This window comes from Actinomycetota bacterium (assembly GCA_040905475.1).
GTDB lineage: Bacteria > Actinomycetota > AC-67 > AC-67 > AC-67 > DATFGK01.
Genome location: JBBDRM010000130.1, coordinates 1 through 14017 on the forward strand (window position 1 = coordinate 1; position 14017 = coordinate 14017).

Annotated in this window: 16 protein-coding genes; 11 read left to right on the forward strand and 5 right to left on the reverse strand. The window is 67.0% G+C overall.

The features are described from left to right. Nucleotides 1–83 precede the first annotated feature (83 nt). The 3 genes from WEB06_15395 to WEB06_15405 all read right to left on the reverse strand — a co-directional run bounded on the left by WEB06_15395 (nucleotide 84) and on the right by WEB06_15405 (nucleotide 2678). Nucleotides 84–545 carry a CAP domain-containing protein gene (locus WEB06_15395; GenBank protein ID MEX2556996.1) on the reverse strand — a complete coding sequence of 154 codons (462 nt, stop codon included), beginning with the start codon at nucleotides 543–545 and terminating at the stop codon, nucleotides 84–86. Between the two features lie 147 nt (nucleotides 546–692). Continuing rightward, entirely contained in the window at nucleotides 693–2009 is a 1317-nt protein-coding gene (locus WEB06_15400; protein ID MEX2556997.1) for a glutamine synthetase family protein, read from the reverse strand. 3 nt (nucleotides 2010–2012) lie between these two features. Continuing rightward, nucleotides 2013–2678, reverse strand: coding sequence for a response regulator transcription factor (locus tag WEB06_15405; protein MEX2556998.1), 666 nt, complete (start codon nucleotides 2676–2678; stop codon nucleotides 2013–2015). Nucleotides 2679–2820: 142 nt separating this feature from the next. Here WEB06_15405 and WEB06_15410 point away from each other — a divergent pair, with 142 nt between their 5' ends. The 8 genes from WEB06_15410 to WEB06_15445 all read left to right on the forward strand — a co-directional run bounded on the left by WEB06_15410 (nucleotide 2821) and on the right by WEB06_15445 (nucleotide 10220). Beyond that, nucleotides 2821–3708: an alpha/beta fold hydrolase gene (locus WEB06_15410; protein MEX2556999.1), complete on the forward strand. Its 888-nt coding sequence runs from the start codon at nucleotides 2821–2823 to the stop codon at nucleotides 3706–3708. Nucleotides 3709–3872: 164 nt separating this feature from the next. Next, entirely contained in the window at nucleotides 3873–5027 is a 1155-nt protein-coding gene (locus tag WEB06_15415) for an MMPL family transporter (protein MEX2557000.1), read from the forward strand. Next, nucleotides 5024–6907: an MMPL family transporter gene (locus WEB06_15420; GenBank protein MEX2557001.1), complete on the forward strand. Its 1884-nt coding sequence runs from the start codon at nucleotides 5024–5026 to the stop codon at nucleotides 6905–6907. The genes WEB06_15415 and WEB06_15420 overlap by 4 nt, the downstream gene beginning before the upstream one ends. Nucleotides 6908–6951: 44 nt before the next feature. Then, nucleotides 6952–7767, forward strand: coding sequence for a phosphatidate cytidylyltransferase (locus WEB06_15425; GenBank protein ID MEX2557002.1), 816 nt, complete (start codon nucleotides 6952–6954; stop codon nucleotides 7765–7767). Continuing rightward, nucleotides 7768–8481 carry a DUF2993 domain-containing protein gene (locus WEB06_15430; protein MEX2557003.1) on the forward strand — a complete coding sequence of 238 codons (714 nt, stop codon included), beginning with the start codon at nucleotides 7768–7770 and terminating at the stop codon, nucleotides 8479–8481. Nucleotides 8482–8567: 86 nt separating this feature from the next. After that, on the forward strand, nucleotides 8568–9260 hold the full coding sequence (locus WEB06_15435; protein MEX2557004.1) for a helix-turn-helix domain-containing protein: 693 nt from the start codon (nucleotides 8568–8570) through the stop codon (nucleotides 9258–9260). A 1-nt stretch (nucleotide 9261) separates the two neighbouring features. Further along, entirely contained in the window at nucleotides 9262–9696 is a 435-nt protein-coding gene (locus WEB06_15440; protein MEX2557005.1) for a DUF4395 domain-containing protein, read from the forward strand. Then, the gene (locus tag WEB06_15445; GenBank protein ID MEX2557006.1) at nucleotides 9693–10220 is read left to right on the forward strand and encodes a thioredoxin family protein; all 528 of its coding nucleotides are present in this window, start codon (nucleotides 9693–9695) and stop codon (nucleotides 10218–10220) included. The genes WEB06_15440 and WEB06_15445 overlap by 4 nt, the downstream gene beginning before the upstream one ends. Here the strand turns inward: WEB06_15445 and WEB06_15450 are convergent. After that, complete coding sequence (locus tag WEB06_15450) at nucleotides 10150–10512, reverse strand: DsrE family protein (protein ID MEX2557007.1); 363 nt, start codon at nucleotides 10510–10512, stop codon at nucleotides 10150–10152. The two genes, WEB06_15445 and WEB06_15450, sit on opposite strands and share 71 nt — an antisense overlap. Nucleotides 10513–10552: 40 nt before the next feature. Between WEB06_15450 and WEB06_15455 the strand changes: the two genes are divergently transcribed. The 3 genes from WEB06_15455 to WEB06_15465 all read left to right on the forward strand — a co-directional run bounded on the left by WEB06_15455 (nucleotide 10553) and on the right by WEB06_15465 (nucleotide 13073). Further along, the gene (locus WEB06_15455) at nucleotides 10553–10714 is read left to right on the forward strand and encodes a hypothetical protein (protein MEX2557008.1); all 162 of its coding nucleotides are present in this window, start codon (nucleotides 10553–10555) and stop codon (nucleotides 10712–10714) included. Then, nucleotides 10711–11871, forward strand: a complete 1161-nt coding sequence (locus WEB06_15460; GenBank protein ID MEX2557009.1) for an acyl-CoA dehydrogenase family protein — start codon at nucleotides 10711–10713, stop codon at nucleotides 11869–11871. The genes WEB06_15455 and WEB06_15460 overlap by 4 nt, the downstream gene beginning before the upstream one ends. Nucleotides 11872–11942: 71 nt before the next feature. Continuing rightward, on the forward strand, nucleotides 11943–13073 hold the full coding sequence (locus WEB06_15465) for an adenylate/guanylate cyclase domain-containing protein (GenBank protein MEX2557010.1): 1131 nt from the start codon (nucleotides 11943–11945) through the stop codon (nucleotides 13071–13073). Between the two features lie 110 nt (nucleotides 13074–13183). Here the strand turns inward: WEB06_15465 and WEB06_15470 are convergent, their stop codons facing one another. Further along, the gene (locus tag WEB06_15470) at nucleotides 13184–14014 is read right to left on the reverse strand and encodes a ParB/RepB/Spo0J family partition protein (protein ID MEX2557011.1); all 831 of its coding nucleotides are present in this window, start codon (nucleotides 14012–14014) and stop codon (nucleotides 13184–13186) included. Nucleotides 14015–14017 lie beyond the last annotated feature (3 nt).

Here is a 14017-nt window from a genome sequence, read left to right on the forward strand (position 1 = left end):
AACCCGGTCCGCCGGGTTAAAAGCCCGGTGCTCTACCCGTTGAGCTAGCGGCCCTACAACGGGGACTGTAGCAGTCTCGCTCGTTAGCGCAGGAAGATGACCGTCACCCAGAGGCGACCGTTCTTCGAGGTCACCCCGACCCCGACCTTCTTGAAGCGCTTGTCGAGGTTATTGGCCCGGTGTCCGGGCGAGTCCATGAACGCCTTGTGAAGCCCGGTGATCGTGGGACCCATGCCCACGTTCTCGCCGAGGATCCTCCACTTGATACGCCTCATCGACTTCGCGAGCGACGAGTTATGGAAGATCGTGTCCTTCGACATCATCTTCGCGCTGTGCTTGCGAGCCTTCTTAGACAGAAGACCCGACATCTTCAATGCCGGCCTCCCGGCCTGAGCGCGAGCCTTGTTGATCAGAGCGACCATCTGTTTTTCGGTGGAGGAGGTCGCGGCTTCCGCCTTTGAGGGGATGAAGGAGACCAGCCCGATGACGAGCCCGGCAACAATTACGAACCGGGCGTAGCTGCGAAGTTTGACTGCTTGCTGCATCCCCAACACCCCGGCTGATCGATGGACGGCTACGTATTGGGAGTGTCGGCAGAGGTCCGATTTTTCTCGAGCGTCCCGCACGAAGATGGGCCGACGGGTCCCTCCCTTTGGGAGATGCCTAGCCCGAACGGGTGGTTCGGTGTCGTCCTAGAGGACGGGGAGCGAACGTTCGATCTCGAACGGGGAGACGTACGCTTTGTACGCCTCCCACTCGCCGCGCTTGTTGCGGATGAAGTGTTCGAAGACGTGGTCGCCGAGGGTGTCGCGCACCAGCTTGCTCTTCTCCATGGCCTGGATGGCCTCCGAGAGGTCCTCGGGGAGCGTTTCGATGCCGGCCGCGGCGCGCTCGGCCGGCGTCATGTCGTAGATGTTGTCGGACACCGGCTCGGGCAGGTCGGCATTCTGTGCGATCCCGTCGAGCCCGGCCGAAAGCATCAGGGCGAAAGCCAGGTACGGGTTGCAGGCCGGGTCGGGGGAGCGGAACTCCACCCTGATGTCGGTGCCGCCCATGGACGTCGGGATCCGCAGCAGCGCCGAGCGGTTCCGCCGGGCCCACCCGATGTGGATCGGCGCCTCGTAGCCGGGAACGAGCCGCTTGTAGGAGTTCACCCATTGGTTGCAGACCGCGGTGATCTCCCGCGCGTGGGTGAGCATCCCGGCCAGGAACGCCCGCGCGACCTTGGACAGGTTGTGCTCGGAGTCGGGGTCGAAGAACGCGTTGCGGTCGCCTTCGTAGAGCGCCATGTGGGTGTGCATGCCCGATCCGAACGCTCCTTGGATCGGCTTGGGCATGAAGGTGGCGTAGAGCCCCGCTTCCTGCGCGACCTCCTTGACCGCGAGCCGGGCGGTCATCACGCCGTCCGCCATCGAAAGTGCGTCGGCGTCGCGCAGGACGATCTCGTGCTGGGAGGGAGCGACCTCGTGATGGACGGACTCGACCGAGATCCCCATCGACTCAAGGTAGAAGACGGTCCGCTTGCGCAGATCGGAGGCGATGTCCAGCGGTGTCAGGTCGAAGTATCCGCCCTGATCGAGCGGCTCCGTGCCGGCGGAGTCCCGGAAATAGAAGTACTCGAGCTCCGGTCCGACGTAGAAGGTGAACCCCATCTCTTGCGCGCGAGCGAGCGCGCGCCGAAGCACGTACCGGGGATCCCCGGCGAACGGCTCGCCGTCGGGTGTCATCACGTCGCAGAACATCCGCGCGACGCCCTGCTCGCCCGGACGCCAGGGCAGGATCTGGAACGTTGCGGGGTCGGGCCGAGCCAGCATGTCCGACTCTTGGGTGCGCGCGAACCCTTCGATCGCCGAGCCGTCGAAGCCCATCCCCTCCTCGAACGCGGCCTCGAGCTCCGCCGGAGTGATGGCGAACGACTTGAGGAAGCCGAGGACGTCGGTGAACCACAGTCGGATGAAGCGGACGTCGCGCTCCTCGACCGTTCGGAGGACGTACTGCTGATCCAGCATGCGTCAGCGCCCCCGCGGGGGGACCTCGAGCTTGTAGCCGACGTTACGGATGGTGGCGATCATGGCTTCGTGCTCCGCTCCGAGCTTGGCGCGGAGGCGCCGGACGTGCACGTCCACCGTGCGCGTGCCTCCGAAGAAATCGTACCCCCACACCTCCTGCAGCAAGCGCGACCGCGAGAACACGCGACCCGGCCGCTCGGAAAGGTACAGCAAGAGCTGGAACTCCTTGAAGGTGAGGTCGAGCGGCCGGCCGCGCAGGCGCACCTGGTAGGTCTCGGGGTCGATCGTCAGCTCGCCAACGCGGATCGCCGCCGGCGCGTCGGTGATCGAGGCACCGATCGCAAGCCGCACCCGCGCGAGCACCTCGTCGACGTTGGCTCCGTCGATGACGAAGGAGCCGACGCCCCAGTCGGGGCCGACCGCGTCCAGCATGTCCGGCGCGACGATCGCGAGCTGGTGCACTCGAGGGGACGAGCCGTGGATGGCGCGACACGCGTCCCGGCCTCGGGAGAGATCCTTCGCGGCGTCGACGAACAGGAGATCGGGATCGGGGCCGCGGAGCGACTCGGTCAGCGCATCCACCGCGACCCGATGTCCGCCCTGCTCGAGCGCGGCGACCAGCCAGCCGAGGTCCTCCGGCCGGTCGCTCAGGATCTCGATATCCGCCACGTCGCCCCCGATTGAAACGGGCCCGAAAACGGAAGATCCCCAGGCAGCCGGGCTTCATTGCCTGGGGTCGCCGCCGGTTGCGGACCCCGGCGACTCGTGCGCAAAGTAGCAGACGACGGCTCCCCCCTCAAGGAGGTTCCGGTTGAAAGGCCGTCCTCGGACACGTCGCGAGCACTGGCGAACCCACGGCCTGCTCGGCGGTGGCTCGCGCGTGCGCGGCGGCTTCCGGGCGCCGCATTCGCAGGTCTGGTTCGACACCTCAGACGGCATCCGGCTGGCTGCGTCCCTGCTCGCCGAAGCCGGCGGCGATACCTGCGTCGTGTTCGTCCACGGGTTCAACGGATACCGCACGAAGCCGAAGATCCGGCTCCTGGTCGAGGGCCTGGCGCGGCGATTCCCCGTCCTCGCGTTCGACCTTCGCGGGCATGGGCAATCGCAAGGCTGGTGCACCGGTGGGGAGCTGGAGTCGCTCGACGTCCACGCCGCGGTCGGGTTCGCGCGGGCTCGCGGCTTTGCGCGCGTCGTGACCGTCGGTGCGTCGCTCGGTGGCATCGCGGTGATCCGCGCTGCTGCTGATGTGGTCGATGGGGGCGACGCCGACGCCGTCGTTGCGATATCGACGCCGTCCCGGTGGGGGACGAGCGACACCAAGGCCGTGCGCCGCATGACGTGGATCTTCACGAGCCCGTTCGGCAGGCGTGTCGTCCGGCGGTTGTTCGGCACGCGCATCGATCTTAAGTGGGGGGATCCCGAGCCGCCGATGGACGCGGTGGCGAAGATCCGGGCCCCGATCCTGATCGTGCATGGAGCCGACGACCACTTCTTCCCCGTGGCCGAAGCCGAGCTCCTCCATCAACGCGCGCCCGAACCGAAGCGGCTGATCGTGATCGAGCGGTTCGGCCACGCCGAGGACGGCTTCACCCAGCCGTTCGCGGCGCGCCTCGTCACCGAGATCGAGGACCTCCTGCGAAGGGCGACCGAGCGCTCGCCGAGTGTCATCGTCGATCCGGGGTCCGCGCCGGCCGATTGACCAGGCACCCGGCTCCTCCGCACGAGTGTCCGACAAGTTGACGTCGTCTTGTCTGACACCGCTGGGAGCAGGTATCGGTTCCGAGCGCCTTTCGCCCGGTTTGCGAGGAGCACCACCAGGCGATATCAAGCGGCAGACCCGCTCGCTCTCCTTGGAGGCTTCCCGTGTTCGATAGGCTCGGCCGCTTCGCGGCGCGACGCTACGTCTGGATCATCCTCGTCTGGATCGCGCTCGCCGGGGTCGTGAGGACGGTCGCGCCGTCGCTCCGCGACGTCGCGACCTACGACGAGACCGCCTTCCTCACCGCCGACGCCGAGAGCGTGCGCGCCGCGCAAGCGCTGGTCGACGGGTGGCCCGAGGACGAGTTCGGCAACTCGGCGGCGGTCGTGTTATCGCGGGTCCCGAAGCTGACGGAAAGCGATCTCGCCTATCTGGCCGAGCTTGAAGCCTGGTTGCGTTCGGACGCCGCGCCCGACGTCGTCAAAGGGACGCAGTCGGTGAGGACGCGGCCCGAGCTGGCCGACGTGCTGACCGCGAAGGACGGGACGACCATGATCATGATCGTTTCGTTCTCGACGCCCCCGTTCGAGCCTCCGACGAACGATGCCGTCGTCGAGGTCCGAAAGCACATCAAGGACACCGATCCGGCCGGACTCGCCGTGCACGTGACGGGGAACGCGGGCGTCGCGGCCGATCAGTCCAATTCGATCCAGGAGTCGATCGATCGCACGACGTTCATCACGCTCGGGCTGGTGGTCCTGATCTTGCTCTGGGTGTATCGATCGCCGGTGACGCCGGTCGTTCCGCTGATCACCATCTCGCTCGCGCTCTTCGTCTCGCAAGGAATCATCGCGCTGCTCGCACAGGCGGGGATGCGGGTGTCCTCACTCGTCGAAACGTTCATGGTGGTGATCATCTTCGGCGCCGGCACCGATTACTGCTTGTTCCTCATCTCTCGATTCCGGGAGGAGGTCGGACGCTCGCACGAGTACCGCGCGACGCTCGCGGCGACCGTGGCCGTCGTCGGCTCGGTCATCGCGTCGAGCGCGGGGACCGTGATCGTCGGGTTCTCGGCGCAGGGGGTCGCCAAGTTCGGCATGTTCCGGACGGTCGGGCCGGCGATGGCCATCGCGGTCCTCGTCACACTCGTCGCCGGGCTCACGCTGACGCCGGCGCTCGTCAGCGCGTTCGGCAGCAAGCTCTTCTGGCCGGCGCATCCCGAGCGCCTCGCCGATGCCGCCGCGCTGCACGAGCAGCAGCTATCCGAGGTGCTGGGCATCGCACCGCCCTACGCCGAGCAGGCTCAGGCGCCGCGATGAGGTGGGCTCGCATCGCCCGGCTCGTTCGCGACCATCCGGTGCGCGTGTTCATCGTGTCGTTCCTGTTGCTCGCCGCGCCGGCGTTCGCGACGACGAAGGCCAAAGTCACCTACAACGTGCTGTCGGAACTCCCGCCCGACGCCGACTCGATCCGCGGATACGATCGTCTCGCCGGACACTTCGAGCGCGGACAGGTCAGCCCCGTGTTCGTCGTGCTCCGTCACGACTCGACACTGTGGACGCCTGAGGCCTTCCGCGCGATCAACGACGTAACGGTCGCGATCGGCAAGGTTCCCGGAGTCGCGATCGTCCGATCGCTCACGCAACCCACCGGCGGCGTGTTTAGTGAGGAGCAGCTTGAGGCTGCCGGCGTCTCGGAGCTGATGGAGTTCCCCGACCGCCTCCAGGAAGGCGCCGACGGGGTCGGTCAAGTGATCGGCGGCCTCGAGCAGATACGCGCCGGGCTCGTGCGCATGCGTGACGAGCTTCCGCGGCTCGCCGACGGGCTCGAGGAAGGCGCCGCCGGCGTCGCGCGCCTGCGCGGCGGCGTCCGGCAGATGCGCGATGGGATCACGGGCCTCCGGTCGGGCCTGCGCGAAGCGGCCGACGGGCTCTCCAAACCCGGCGCGGAAAACGACCTCGCCGACCAGGCGGCCGGAGCCGCGGCGGCGCTGCGCGCTGCCCTGCCGACCAGCAGGATCGATCCGAAGGTGATCGAGGCGTACGGACGGCTGACCGGAAAACAGTTCGACGGCGACTATGCGCGGCAAGACCCCGAAACCAAGGAGTACGCGGACGCCGGGGGCATGGAGGGACTCCTCCGCACGATCTCGGACGGCCTGACGAAGGCGATCGACGGTCTCGGGCAGCTCGACGACGGCCTGGTGCAGATGGACGCCGGCCTCGCGAAGCTCGGGCTCGGACTGCAGGACGGCGCGACGGCCGTCGATGCGACCGTCGACGGCGCGCGCCGGATGATCGAAGGCCTCGATGAGATCCTGCCCGGGCTGGCGCAGCTCAGGGCGGGGCTCGCCGAAGGCGCTGCACGCGTTCGATCCTCCGGGATCGGCGACATCCTGACCGCCGGGAACCTCGGACTGACGCCCGCGCTCGTCGAGTCGATCCCCGGCCTCCGCGAGCAGCTCGCGTTCTTCATCACCTCCGACGAGCGTCAGACCCGGCTGCTCGTCACGCTCGACCGCGAGCCGTACGCGGCGGAATCGCTCGACGCCGTCACGATCTTGCGGGAGCAGGGTCGCTTCGCGTTGAACGAGACGCCGCTCGAGGACGCCGAGCTCCTCGCCACCGGCTCGGCGGCGTTCTTCGACGACATCCGTCAGCTGTCGTCGGCGGATCTCAAAACGATCATCGTCGCGGTGCTCGTCGGGATCTTCATCGTGCTCGCGATCCTGCTCCGCAGCTTGGTCGCGCCGGCGTACTTGATCTTCACCGTGTTGTTGTCGTTGCTGGCGACGCTCGGGCTCACGACGTTCGTGTTCCAGATCATCGCCGGGCAGCCCGGCGTCGCGTGGTGGTTGCCGCCCTTCCTGTTCGTGATGCTCGTCGCGCTAGGCGCCGACTACAACATCTTCCTGATGAGCCGGATCCGCGAGGAGGCGCGCGTCCACACCACCGCCGACGCGACGGCGCGCGGGCTCGCGCTCACCGGCCACGTCATCACCTCGGCCGGGTTGATCCTCGCCGGAACGTTCGGGGCACTGATGCTGGCGCCGCTGCGGAGCCTCCAGCAGTACGGCTTCGCCGTCACGGTCGGGATCCTCCTGGACACGTTCGTCGTCCGGAGCCTGCTCGTCCCGTCGATCGCAGTGATCCTCGGGCGCCACAACTGGTGGCCTTCGCGCCGGGCGCACGCGAGTTGAGCTCGGACGGGCCCCCAAGCGGCGCGTCGGTAGACTTGCGCGCCGTGGAGCGGACGGACGTTCAGTCGAAGGTCCTCGTGGGTGTCGCACTCGGCGGCATCGCGCTGGCCTGTCTGTTCTACAGCCGGTTCACGCTCTTGATCCTCCTCCTCGTCCTCGCGCTCATCGCCGGGGGCGAGCTCTTCCGGCTCGCGCGCTCGCGCGGCGCGCGTCCGGTGCCGCTCGTCGGGCTCGCCGGCGTTGCCGCCGCGTACATCGTCGCGTACCGGCAAGGCCCGGCAGCGCCCGAGGATCTCCCGCTGGTCGTCGCGGCAACGGTCGTGCTCACCGCGGCCGCCGTGCTGATGCGGCGGGATCGGGACGGCGCCGTCATCAGCATCGCGAGCTCGGTGTTCGTCGTGATCTACGTCGGAGTGATGGGCTCGTACATGATGGCGATGCGCAGCGTGCCGGACGGGTTCCGCATCACGCTCACCTTCGGGCTGATGGTGGTTCTCAACGACGTAGGATCGTGGGCCGTCGGAAAGGCGATCGGAAAGCGACCGCTGGCACCGCGGATCAGCCCGAGCAAGACGTGGGAAGGCGCGCTCGGTGGGGCATCGGTGACGTTGGTCGTGGGGCTGCTCACGGGGATCGGGTTCGATCCGCCGATCACTGTTGGGCGAGGGCTGGTGCTCGCGGCGCTGGTCGTGCTGACCGCGCCGCTCGGCGACCTGTTCGAGTCGATGCTCAAGCGTGACTTCGGCGTCAAGGACACGGGCCGCGTCATCCCGCAGCACGGCGGGGCGCTCGACCGCCTCGACAGCCTTCTCTTCACCGCGCCGCTGTTCTTCTACGCCTATCGAGCTGTGGCCGTTTAGATGTTCATCATCCGGCGGATCGTCTTCTTGCTTGCGATACCCCTCCTGTTGTTCCTCGGCGGCAGTGCCGTGATCGAGTCGTTCGCCGAATCGCAGCTGTCCAACGGGATGCGCTCGACCCTCGGACTGCGGGAGCGGCCGTCGGTCCAGATCGAAGCGTTCCCGATCATCCTTCGCGTCATCCAGGGTCGCATCCCTCGGATCACCGTCGAGGCTCACACCGTCGTTATCGAAGGGCTCGAGATCGCGGAGCTGTCGATGGACATGGAGGGCGTGGAGGCATCGGTCGATGTGCTTGTGCGCCAGAACAAGTTCGATCTCACGGTGGAGAGCGGCACCGGGTTCGCGCGCATCACCGAGGGTTCGATCAACGCCTTCATCGAAAGCGAGAAGAAGGACGTCACCGTGGCACTCCGCGCGGACGGGACCGTGGCCGTGACGGCCGACGAGGTCGTCGGCGGAACCCGTCGTCGTTTCGGTGCGACCGGGACCCTGGCCCTCGGAGGGCGCGTGCTCACCTTCAAACCCACGAGCTTCACGATGGACGGTAAGCCGGTCCCGCAGGCGTTCCGGGCGCGCGCGCGCGGCGAGACGACGTTCTCGGTCGAGATCCCGAAGCTCCCCGCCGGGATCGTGCCGAGCGAGGTGGTCGTGAACGAGGGGGAGCTGAGGCTGGTCGCGAACTTCGACACCTTCATCTTGAAGGTTCGTTAGCCGCCCGGATCCGAGTTGTTGACCGAGCCCGCGAGCATTTATATCATTGCAATAGTGCAAACCCACCCTGAACAGGGGGAAGATAGTTGGCGTCACTGACAGGGGAACGGGATTCAAAGGTCGCGAAGGCCCTCGCGGCACCGACGCGCGCGTCGATCCTGGACCTGATCCGCGCCGAGGGGCCGCTCACCGCCAAGGAGGTCGCTGCTCGCGCCGGGCTCCATCCGAACGTCGCGCGCGGGCATCTCGATGTGCTCGTGGACGCGGGGCTCGCGACCGTGAAGTGGCGTCGGCTTCCGGCCGGCGGACGTCCGGCGAAGCTCTACGAGACGGCGCCGGCCCACCTCGAGCACGGAACGACGCTCGTCGCCGACATGCTCGCGACGCTGATCGAGCAGACCGGTTTCGTGTCCGAGCCGGCGCGCAAGGTCGCGTTCGAGACCGGCCAGCGTCTGGGCCGCCGCCACCGCCCGAGCTCCGAGCATCCGACGTTCGAGGAGCAGGTGATCTCGCTCGTCCGTGCGCTGTCCGAGGTGTCGGGCGCCACGCGGATCGCCGGCCGCGGCGAAGGCTGGGTCGAGCTCGAAGACCACGACTGCCCGTTCCGCGGCATCGCCTCGGGCCACCCCGAGCTCGCGTGCTCGCTCGACAAGGCGCTGAAGGAAGGGATCATGCAGGCGCTGGGGGCAGACACGTTCGTCGAGCAGGTGACGAGCGTCGCGTGGGGCGACGATGCGTGCCGCGAGGTCGTGCGTCTGCAGGTCGAGGGAAAGGTCTGAGATGGCCTCGCGGATGATCGATCGCAACGCGCATCGCTGGGGCGCAGGGATCTCGGCGGTCGCGCTCCTGATCGGATACGCGCTCGACCTATCGTGGATGGTCCCGCTCATCGGCGGCGCTTTGGCGATCGGCGTCTTCTTCGGGCTCCGCTACTCGCCGCTCGGCGCCGCATACCGCTTCGCCAAGCGTACCTTCAAGCTGGACATCCCCGTGATCCCGGAAGAGGAGCCTCCGCCGCGCTTCGCGCAGGTCATGGGTTTCGCGATGCTCGCGCTCGGCTCGATCGGGTTCTACATCCTGGACAACCCTGCGATGGGGTGGACGTTCGGGCTGATCGTCGCGGCGTTGCAGACGCTGCTCGCGGTGACCGGGATCTGCGTCGGCTGCGAGATGTATCTGTTCGGGAAGCGACTCTCCGCGAAAGGTGCCGCGTGATCACACGGCTCCTCGTCATCGCGGGCGTCCTGGCCGCGTGCGGCGCGTTCGCGATGTGGTGGCGCAGCCGCGAAGGCCGGATGATCGCGGCGGACGGGTTCTTCGAGCCGGCCGACGTCGGGATCGGCGCAAAGGAGCGTCCGGCCGCGGTGCTCGTCGAGTTCTCCGGTGAGAATTGCGCGCCGTGCCGGATCGTCGAAGGACGTCTCCATAAGCTGGCCGGCGAGCTGCCCGACGTTCGCGTCGTCTCGATCGATGCGGGGCAGCGGCTCGACCTCGCCGATCGCTACCGAGTTCGGCGCGTGCCGACCGTGTTCGTCACCGACCCGCAGCTGCACGTGATCTGGCGGGCGAGCGGCGTCGTGAGCGAGGAAGCGTTGCGCGGCGCGCTGCTCGGCCCCGACTGGGCCGGGCGGCCGCACCCGACGATGGTGGATGCCGAACGTCCGCAGCTCAGAAGTCGAGGCAGGTCGCGCCGTCCTCGGCGAGCGAAGCAACGAACGCCGGCGCGCCCGCCTGCGTAACGCCCTGCCGCAGGTCCTCGACGTCCATGCCTCGGCGCATCAGACACTGGGTGCACGCGTAGATCGGCGTGCCCTCTCGTACGGCTTCCCACAGATCGATCAGCGGGGGTGAGTGCGCGAGCTTCAACTCCTCGATGGCGCCGGGGCGCGCCAGCTCCACGCCGTCACCCATGAGCCATAGCTCGACGGCGACGCCGGAAACCAACGCCGTGGATGCGATCGTGAGCGCCTGTCCCACCGGCTCGGGCTCGCCGGAACCGTGCGTTAACCGAACGACGAACTTGCTGGCCATGGGGTCTCCTTGGGACGGCTTTTGGTAGTGTAGCCGCGCCGTGACGATCGAGATCTCGTTCATCATCCTTCTCCTTTTCATGCTCGGACTCTCCGGCGTGATCGGGCTCGTCGTCGTCGCGCGTATCGTCGAGCCGCGCGGCCTGAAGGTCCTTTCGCAGCGGCTGATCGGCCTCCCTCGTGAGAAGAAGAAGAGATCATGAGCCTTTCCTTCGCGTTCTCCGAGGAGCAGCTCGCGTTCCGGAAGTCCGTCCAGGAATTCGCCGAGAAGGTCGTGGCGCCGGGCGCGGACGAGCGCGATCGCGAGGGCCGCTTCGACATGGACGTGTGGCGGGCGTGCGGCGAGTTCGGTCTGTGCGGCCTGCCGATCCCCGAGGAGTACGGCGGTTCGGGCGCCGACATCATCACGACCAACCTCGCGATCGAGGCGCTGGAGGAAGGCGGGCGTGACTCGGGGCTGCTCCTCTCGCTAGGCGCGCATATCTGTATCGGCGCGGTGCCGATCTGGCTCCACGGCACCGAGGAGCAGAAACGCGAGTACCTCCCGAAGCTCTGCAGCGGTGAGTGGATCGGCGCGTTCGCGATCACCGAGCCCGAAGCCGGCTCGGACGCGGCCGGGATCAAGACCCGGGCGGTGCGCGACGGCGATAACTGGGTGCTCAACGGATCGAAGACGTTCATCACCAACGGTCCGACGGCCGAGATCATCAACGTCGTCGCGGTGACCGACCCCGAGGCCGCGTCGGGTCAGCGGATGTCGTGCTTCATCGTGCGCAAGGACACCCCGGGGCTCGAGATCGGCAAGCACCTCGACAAGATGGGCAATCGTTCCTCGCCGACGTCGGAGCTCTATTTCCGAGACATGGTCGTGCCGCACTCGAGCATGCTCGGGCCCGAGGGATCGGCGCTGTGGAAGGTCGGCTTCGAGTGCTTCGACTGGGAGCGGTGCACCATGATCGCCTCGGGGATCGGCGGGATGGAGGCTCAGCTTCGGGGCTGCATCGAGTACGTGAAGCAGCGCACGGCCTTCGGTCAGCCGATCGGCTCCTTCGAGATGATCCAGGACAAGCTCGCCCGGATGCGGGTCAATATCAACACGGCTCGATGGGTGCTCTACCACGCGGCCTGGCTCAAGCAGGAAGGCCTGCCGCACCAGCAGGAAGCCTCGATCGCGAAGTATCACGTCGCCGAGGTCTCGATGCAGAACGCGCTCGAGGCGGTGCAGATCTTCGGCGGCTACGGCTACCTCAAGGAATTCCCCGTCGAGCGCTCGATCCGCGACGCGAAGCTCGCGTCGATCGGCGGCGGGACCAGCGAGATCCAGAAGCTGATCATCGCGAGGACCCTGCTCGGGGAGTAGCGGTCGTGTCGTCCGGTCTCCCGAGTCATCCCATACTTGCGGCAGTCGCCGGTCAGCTCGAGCGAGTCAGGATGGCGGCCATTATCGCCGACCAAGACATGCGGATGGCCTGGTTCTCTTCGGAGTTCGAACGGCTGTTCGGCGAAGGCGTCGTCGAGGGTTGGCATGGGCTGCACTACGCAGAGTTCAGCCTGAGCAAAGAGTTCCTGGCCAAGTCATCCCAGAGGAGCGTTCAGCGCAGCGGTCTCGACCTTCTTCCCATGTTGATCGACCACACTCCGGGAGGGCGGGAAGGGATGCGGAACATCCTGACGTCGATGCTCGGCGCGGAGGCTGCAGCCATCGTCGATCAAGTGGCCGAGCGGCAGGATCCGTTGTGGATGACGTCGGTCAAGTTCACGCCGGGCGAGGGGATGGCCCCAGTAAATACGACTGGACTGACGGCGGAGATCCACGACAGAGAGGGTCGCTTCATCGGGGCGGCAGCCGTCTTCTTCGCGCCGCTGCCGTTTCGGCTCGTCTCTTTCCTTGCGCGCGGCGACGAAGCGGCCCTCGAACGAATGGCGCGCTTGACGAAGCCCGGCCGGCATTCGGCTGCGATCTTGTTCGCGGACCTGCAATCGTCGGGCGTATTGTCGCGCCGCCTCCCGAGTGCCGTGTATTTCAGTCTGGTGAGGGCACTCGTCACGGCGATCGACCGGGTCGTCATCGACCATCAAGGGGTCGTGGGACGACATGCGGGAGACGGGGCGACATCATTCTTCCTAACGGATGATCTCGGCTCTCCGTCATCGAGCGCACGAGCGGCGATCGGGGCTGCCCGCGAGATCCGGAAGGTTGTTCAAGACGTGGCAGCAGGATTCGAAGGGGAGACGAACGGCCTGATCTCGGCCAAGGGCTGTCCGATGAACGTTGGAATTCACTGGGGCAGCTCTCTGTACATGGGTCAACTGGTGACCGATGGACGCCTCGAGGTCACGGCGCTCGGTGACGCGGTCAACGAATGTGCTCGCATCCAGGAGACGGCGAGGGACGGACAGATCCTCGCCTCAAAGGCAGTCCTGGAGAACCTCGGGTCGAGCGACGCAGCAGCGCTCGACGTCGACCCCGATGCTCTGTCCTACTCGTCGATCGCCGAGATCCCAACCGCGTCCGAAAAGGCGATCCGCGACGCCGGCGGCATCGCCGTAGCTTCGCTCTAGTCCCGAAAGCTCTGCCCGTTCATCCCGAGTCGGCGAGGCGCGTTCCCAGAAGTGTCAGACATGTCAGACGTGTCAGACGCTTCCGAGAAGCACCGCCTGGGAAAGGCCGGTTAGTCGCCCCCGGCGCGCAGCGCCTTCTCGGGATGGTCCTTCAGTTCTTCGAGCTTCGCGAGCATCTTCTCGAACGTCTCGTCGAACGACGCCTGCTTCCGCGTGCGTTTCAGCGGGTTCGCGTACGAGATGATCTGTGCACCGACGAACTGGTGCCAGGCGCCGATCTCCTTGAGCTTGTTCGCGACCTCCTTCACCGCCGCGTCGGCCGCGAGCACCTTGGCCGCGCGCTCTTCGCGCAACGGGAGCGTTTCCGCTAGGGGTCGTTCCTGGAAGCCGTCGCACTTCTTCAAGATCGGCTCGAAGGAGCTGCCCGCCAGCCGTCCCGACCTCTCGTACGCGATGCCGAGCGTCACGTAGTGCGCCTGCTCGATCGAATCGAGGATCTGGCCGTCGTCCTCCGGCAGGTCGGGCTCGGCCTCGACCATCTCTCGGTAGATGGAGAGCGCGACAGACGAGCGCTCGCGGATGTTCGGTTCCTTCTCCACGTTGAGGCCGAGCATCTTCCGGGCGACCTCGAACGGAACCACGACCGCCGGCATCTCCTTCATGCCGAGCGCCTGCGCGGCGAGGAACCGGTGCTGGCCGTCCACGATCAGGTAGGGATCACCGGCGTCGGCCGGCGGCACGACGACCACCGGGGCGAGGAAGCCGATGCGCTCGATCGATGCCACGACACGCTTAACGTGCGTGTCGCTGGGCTTGCGCTGATGGGAGATAACCTGCATCTCGTTCGTCGGCAGCACCATGAACGTCAGGCCCTGTTTCTTGTGCGGCTCGACGAACGCGAGACCTTCGGGCTCCTTCTTGCTCTGCGTCTTCGTCGTCATCGA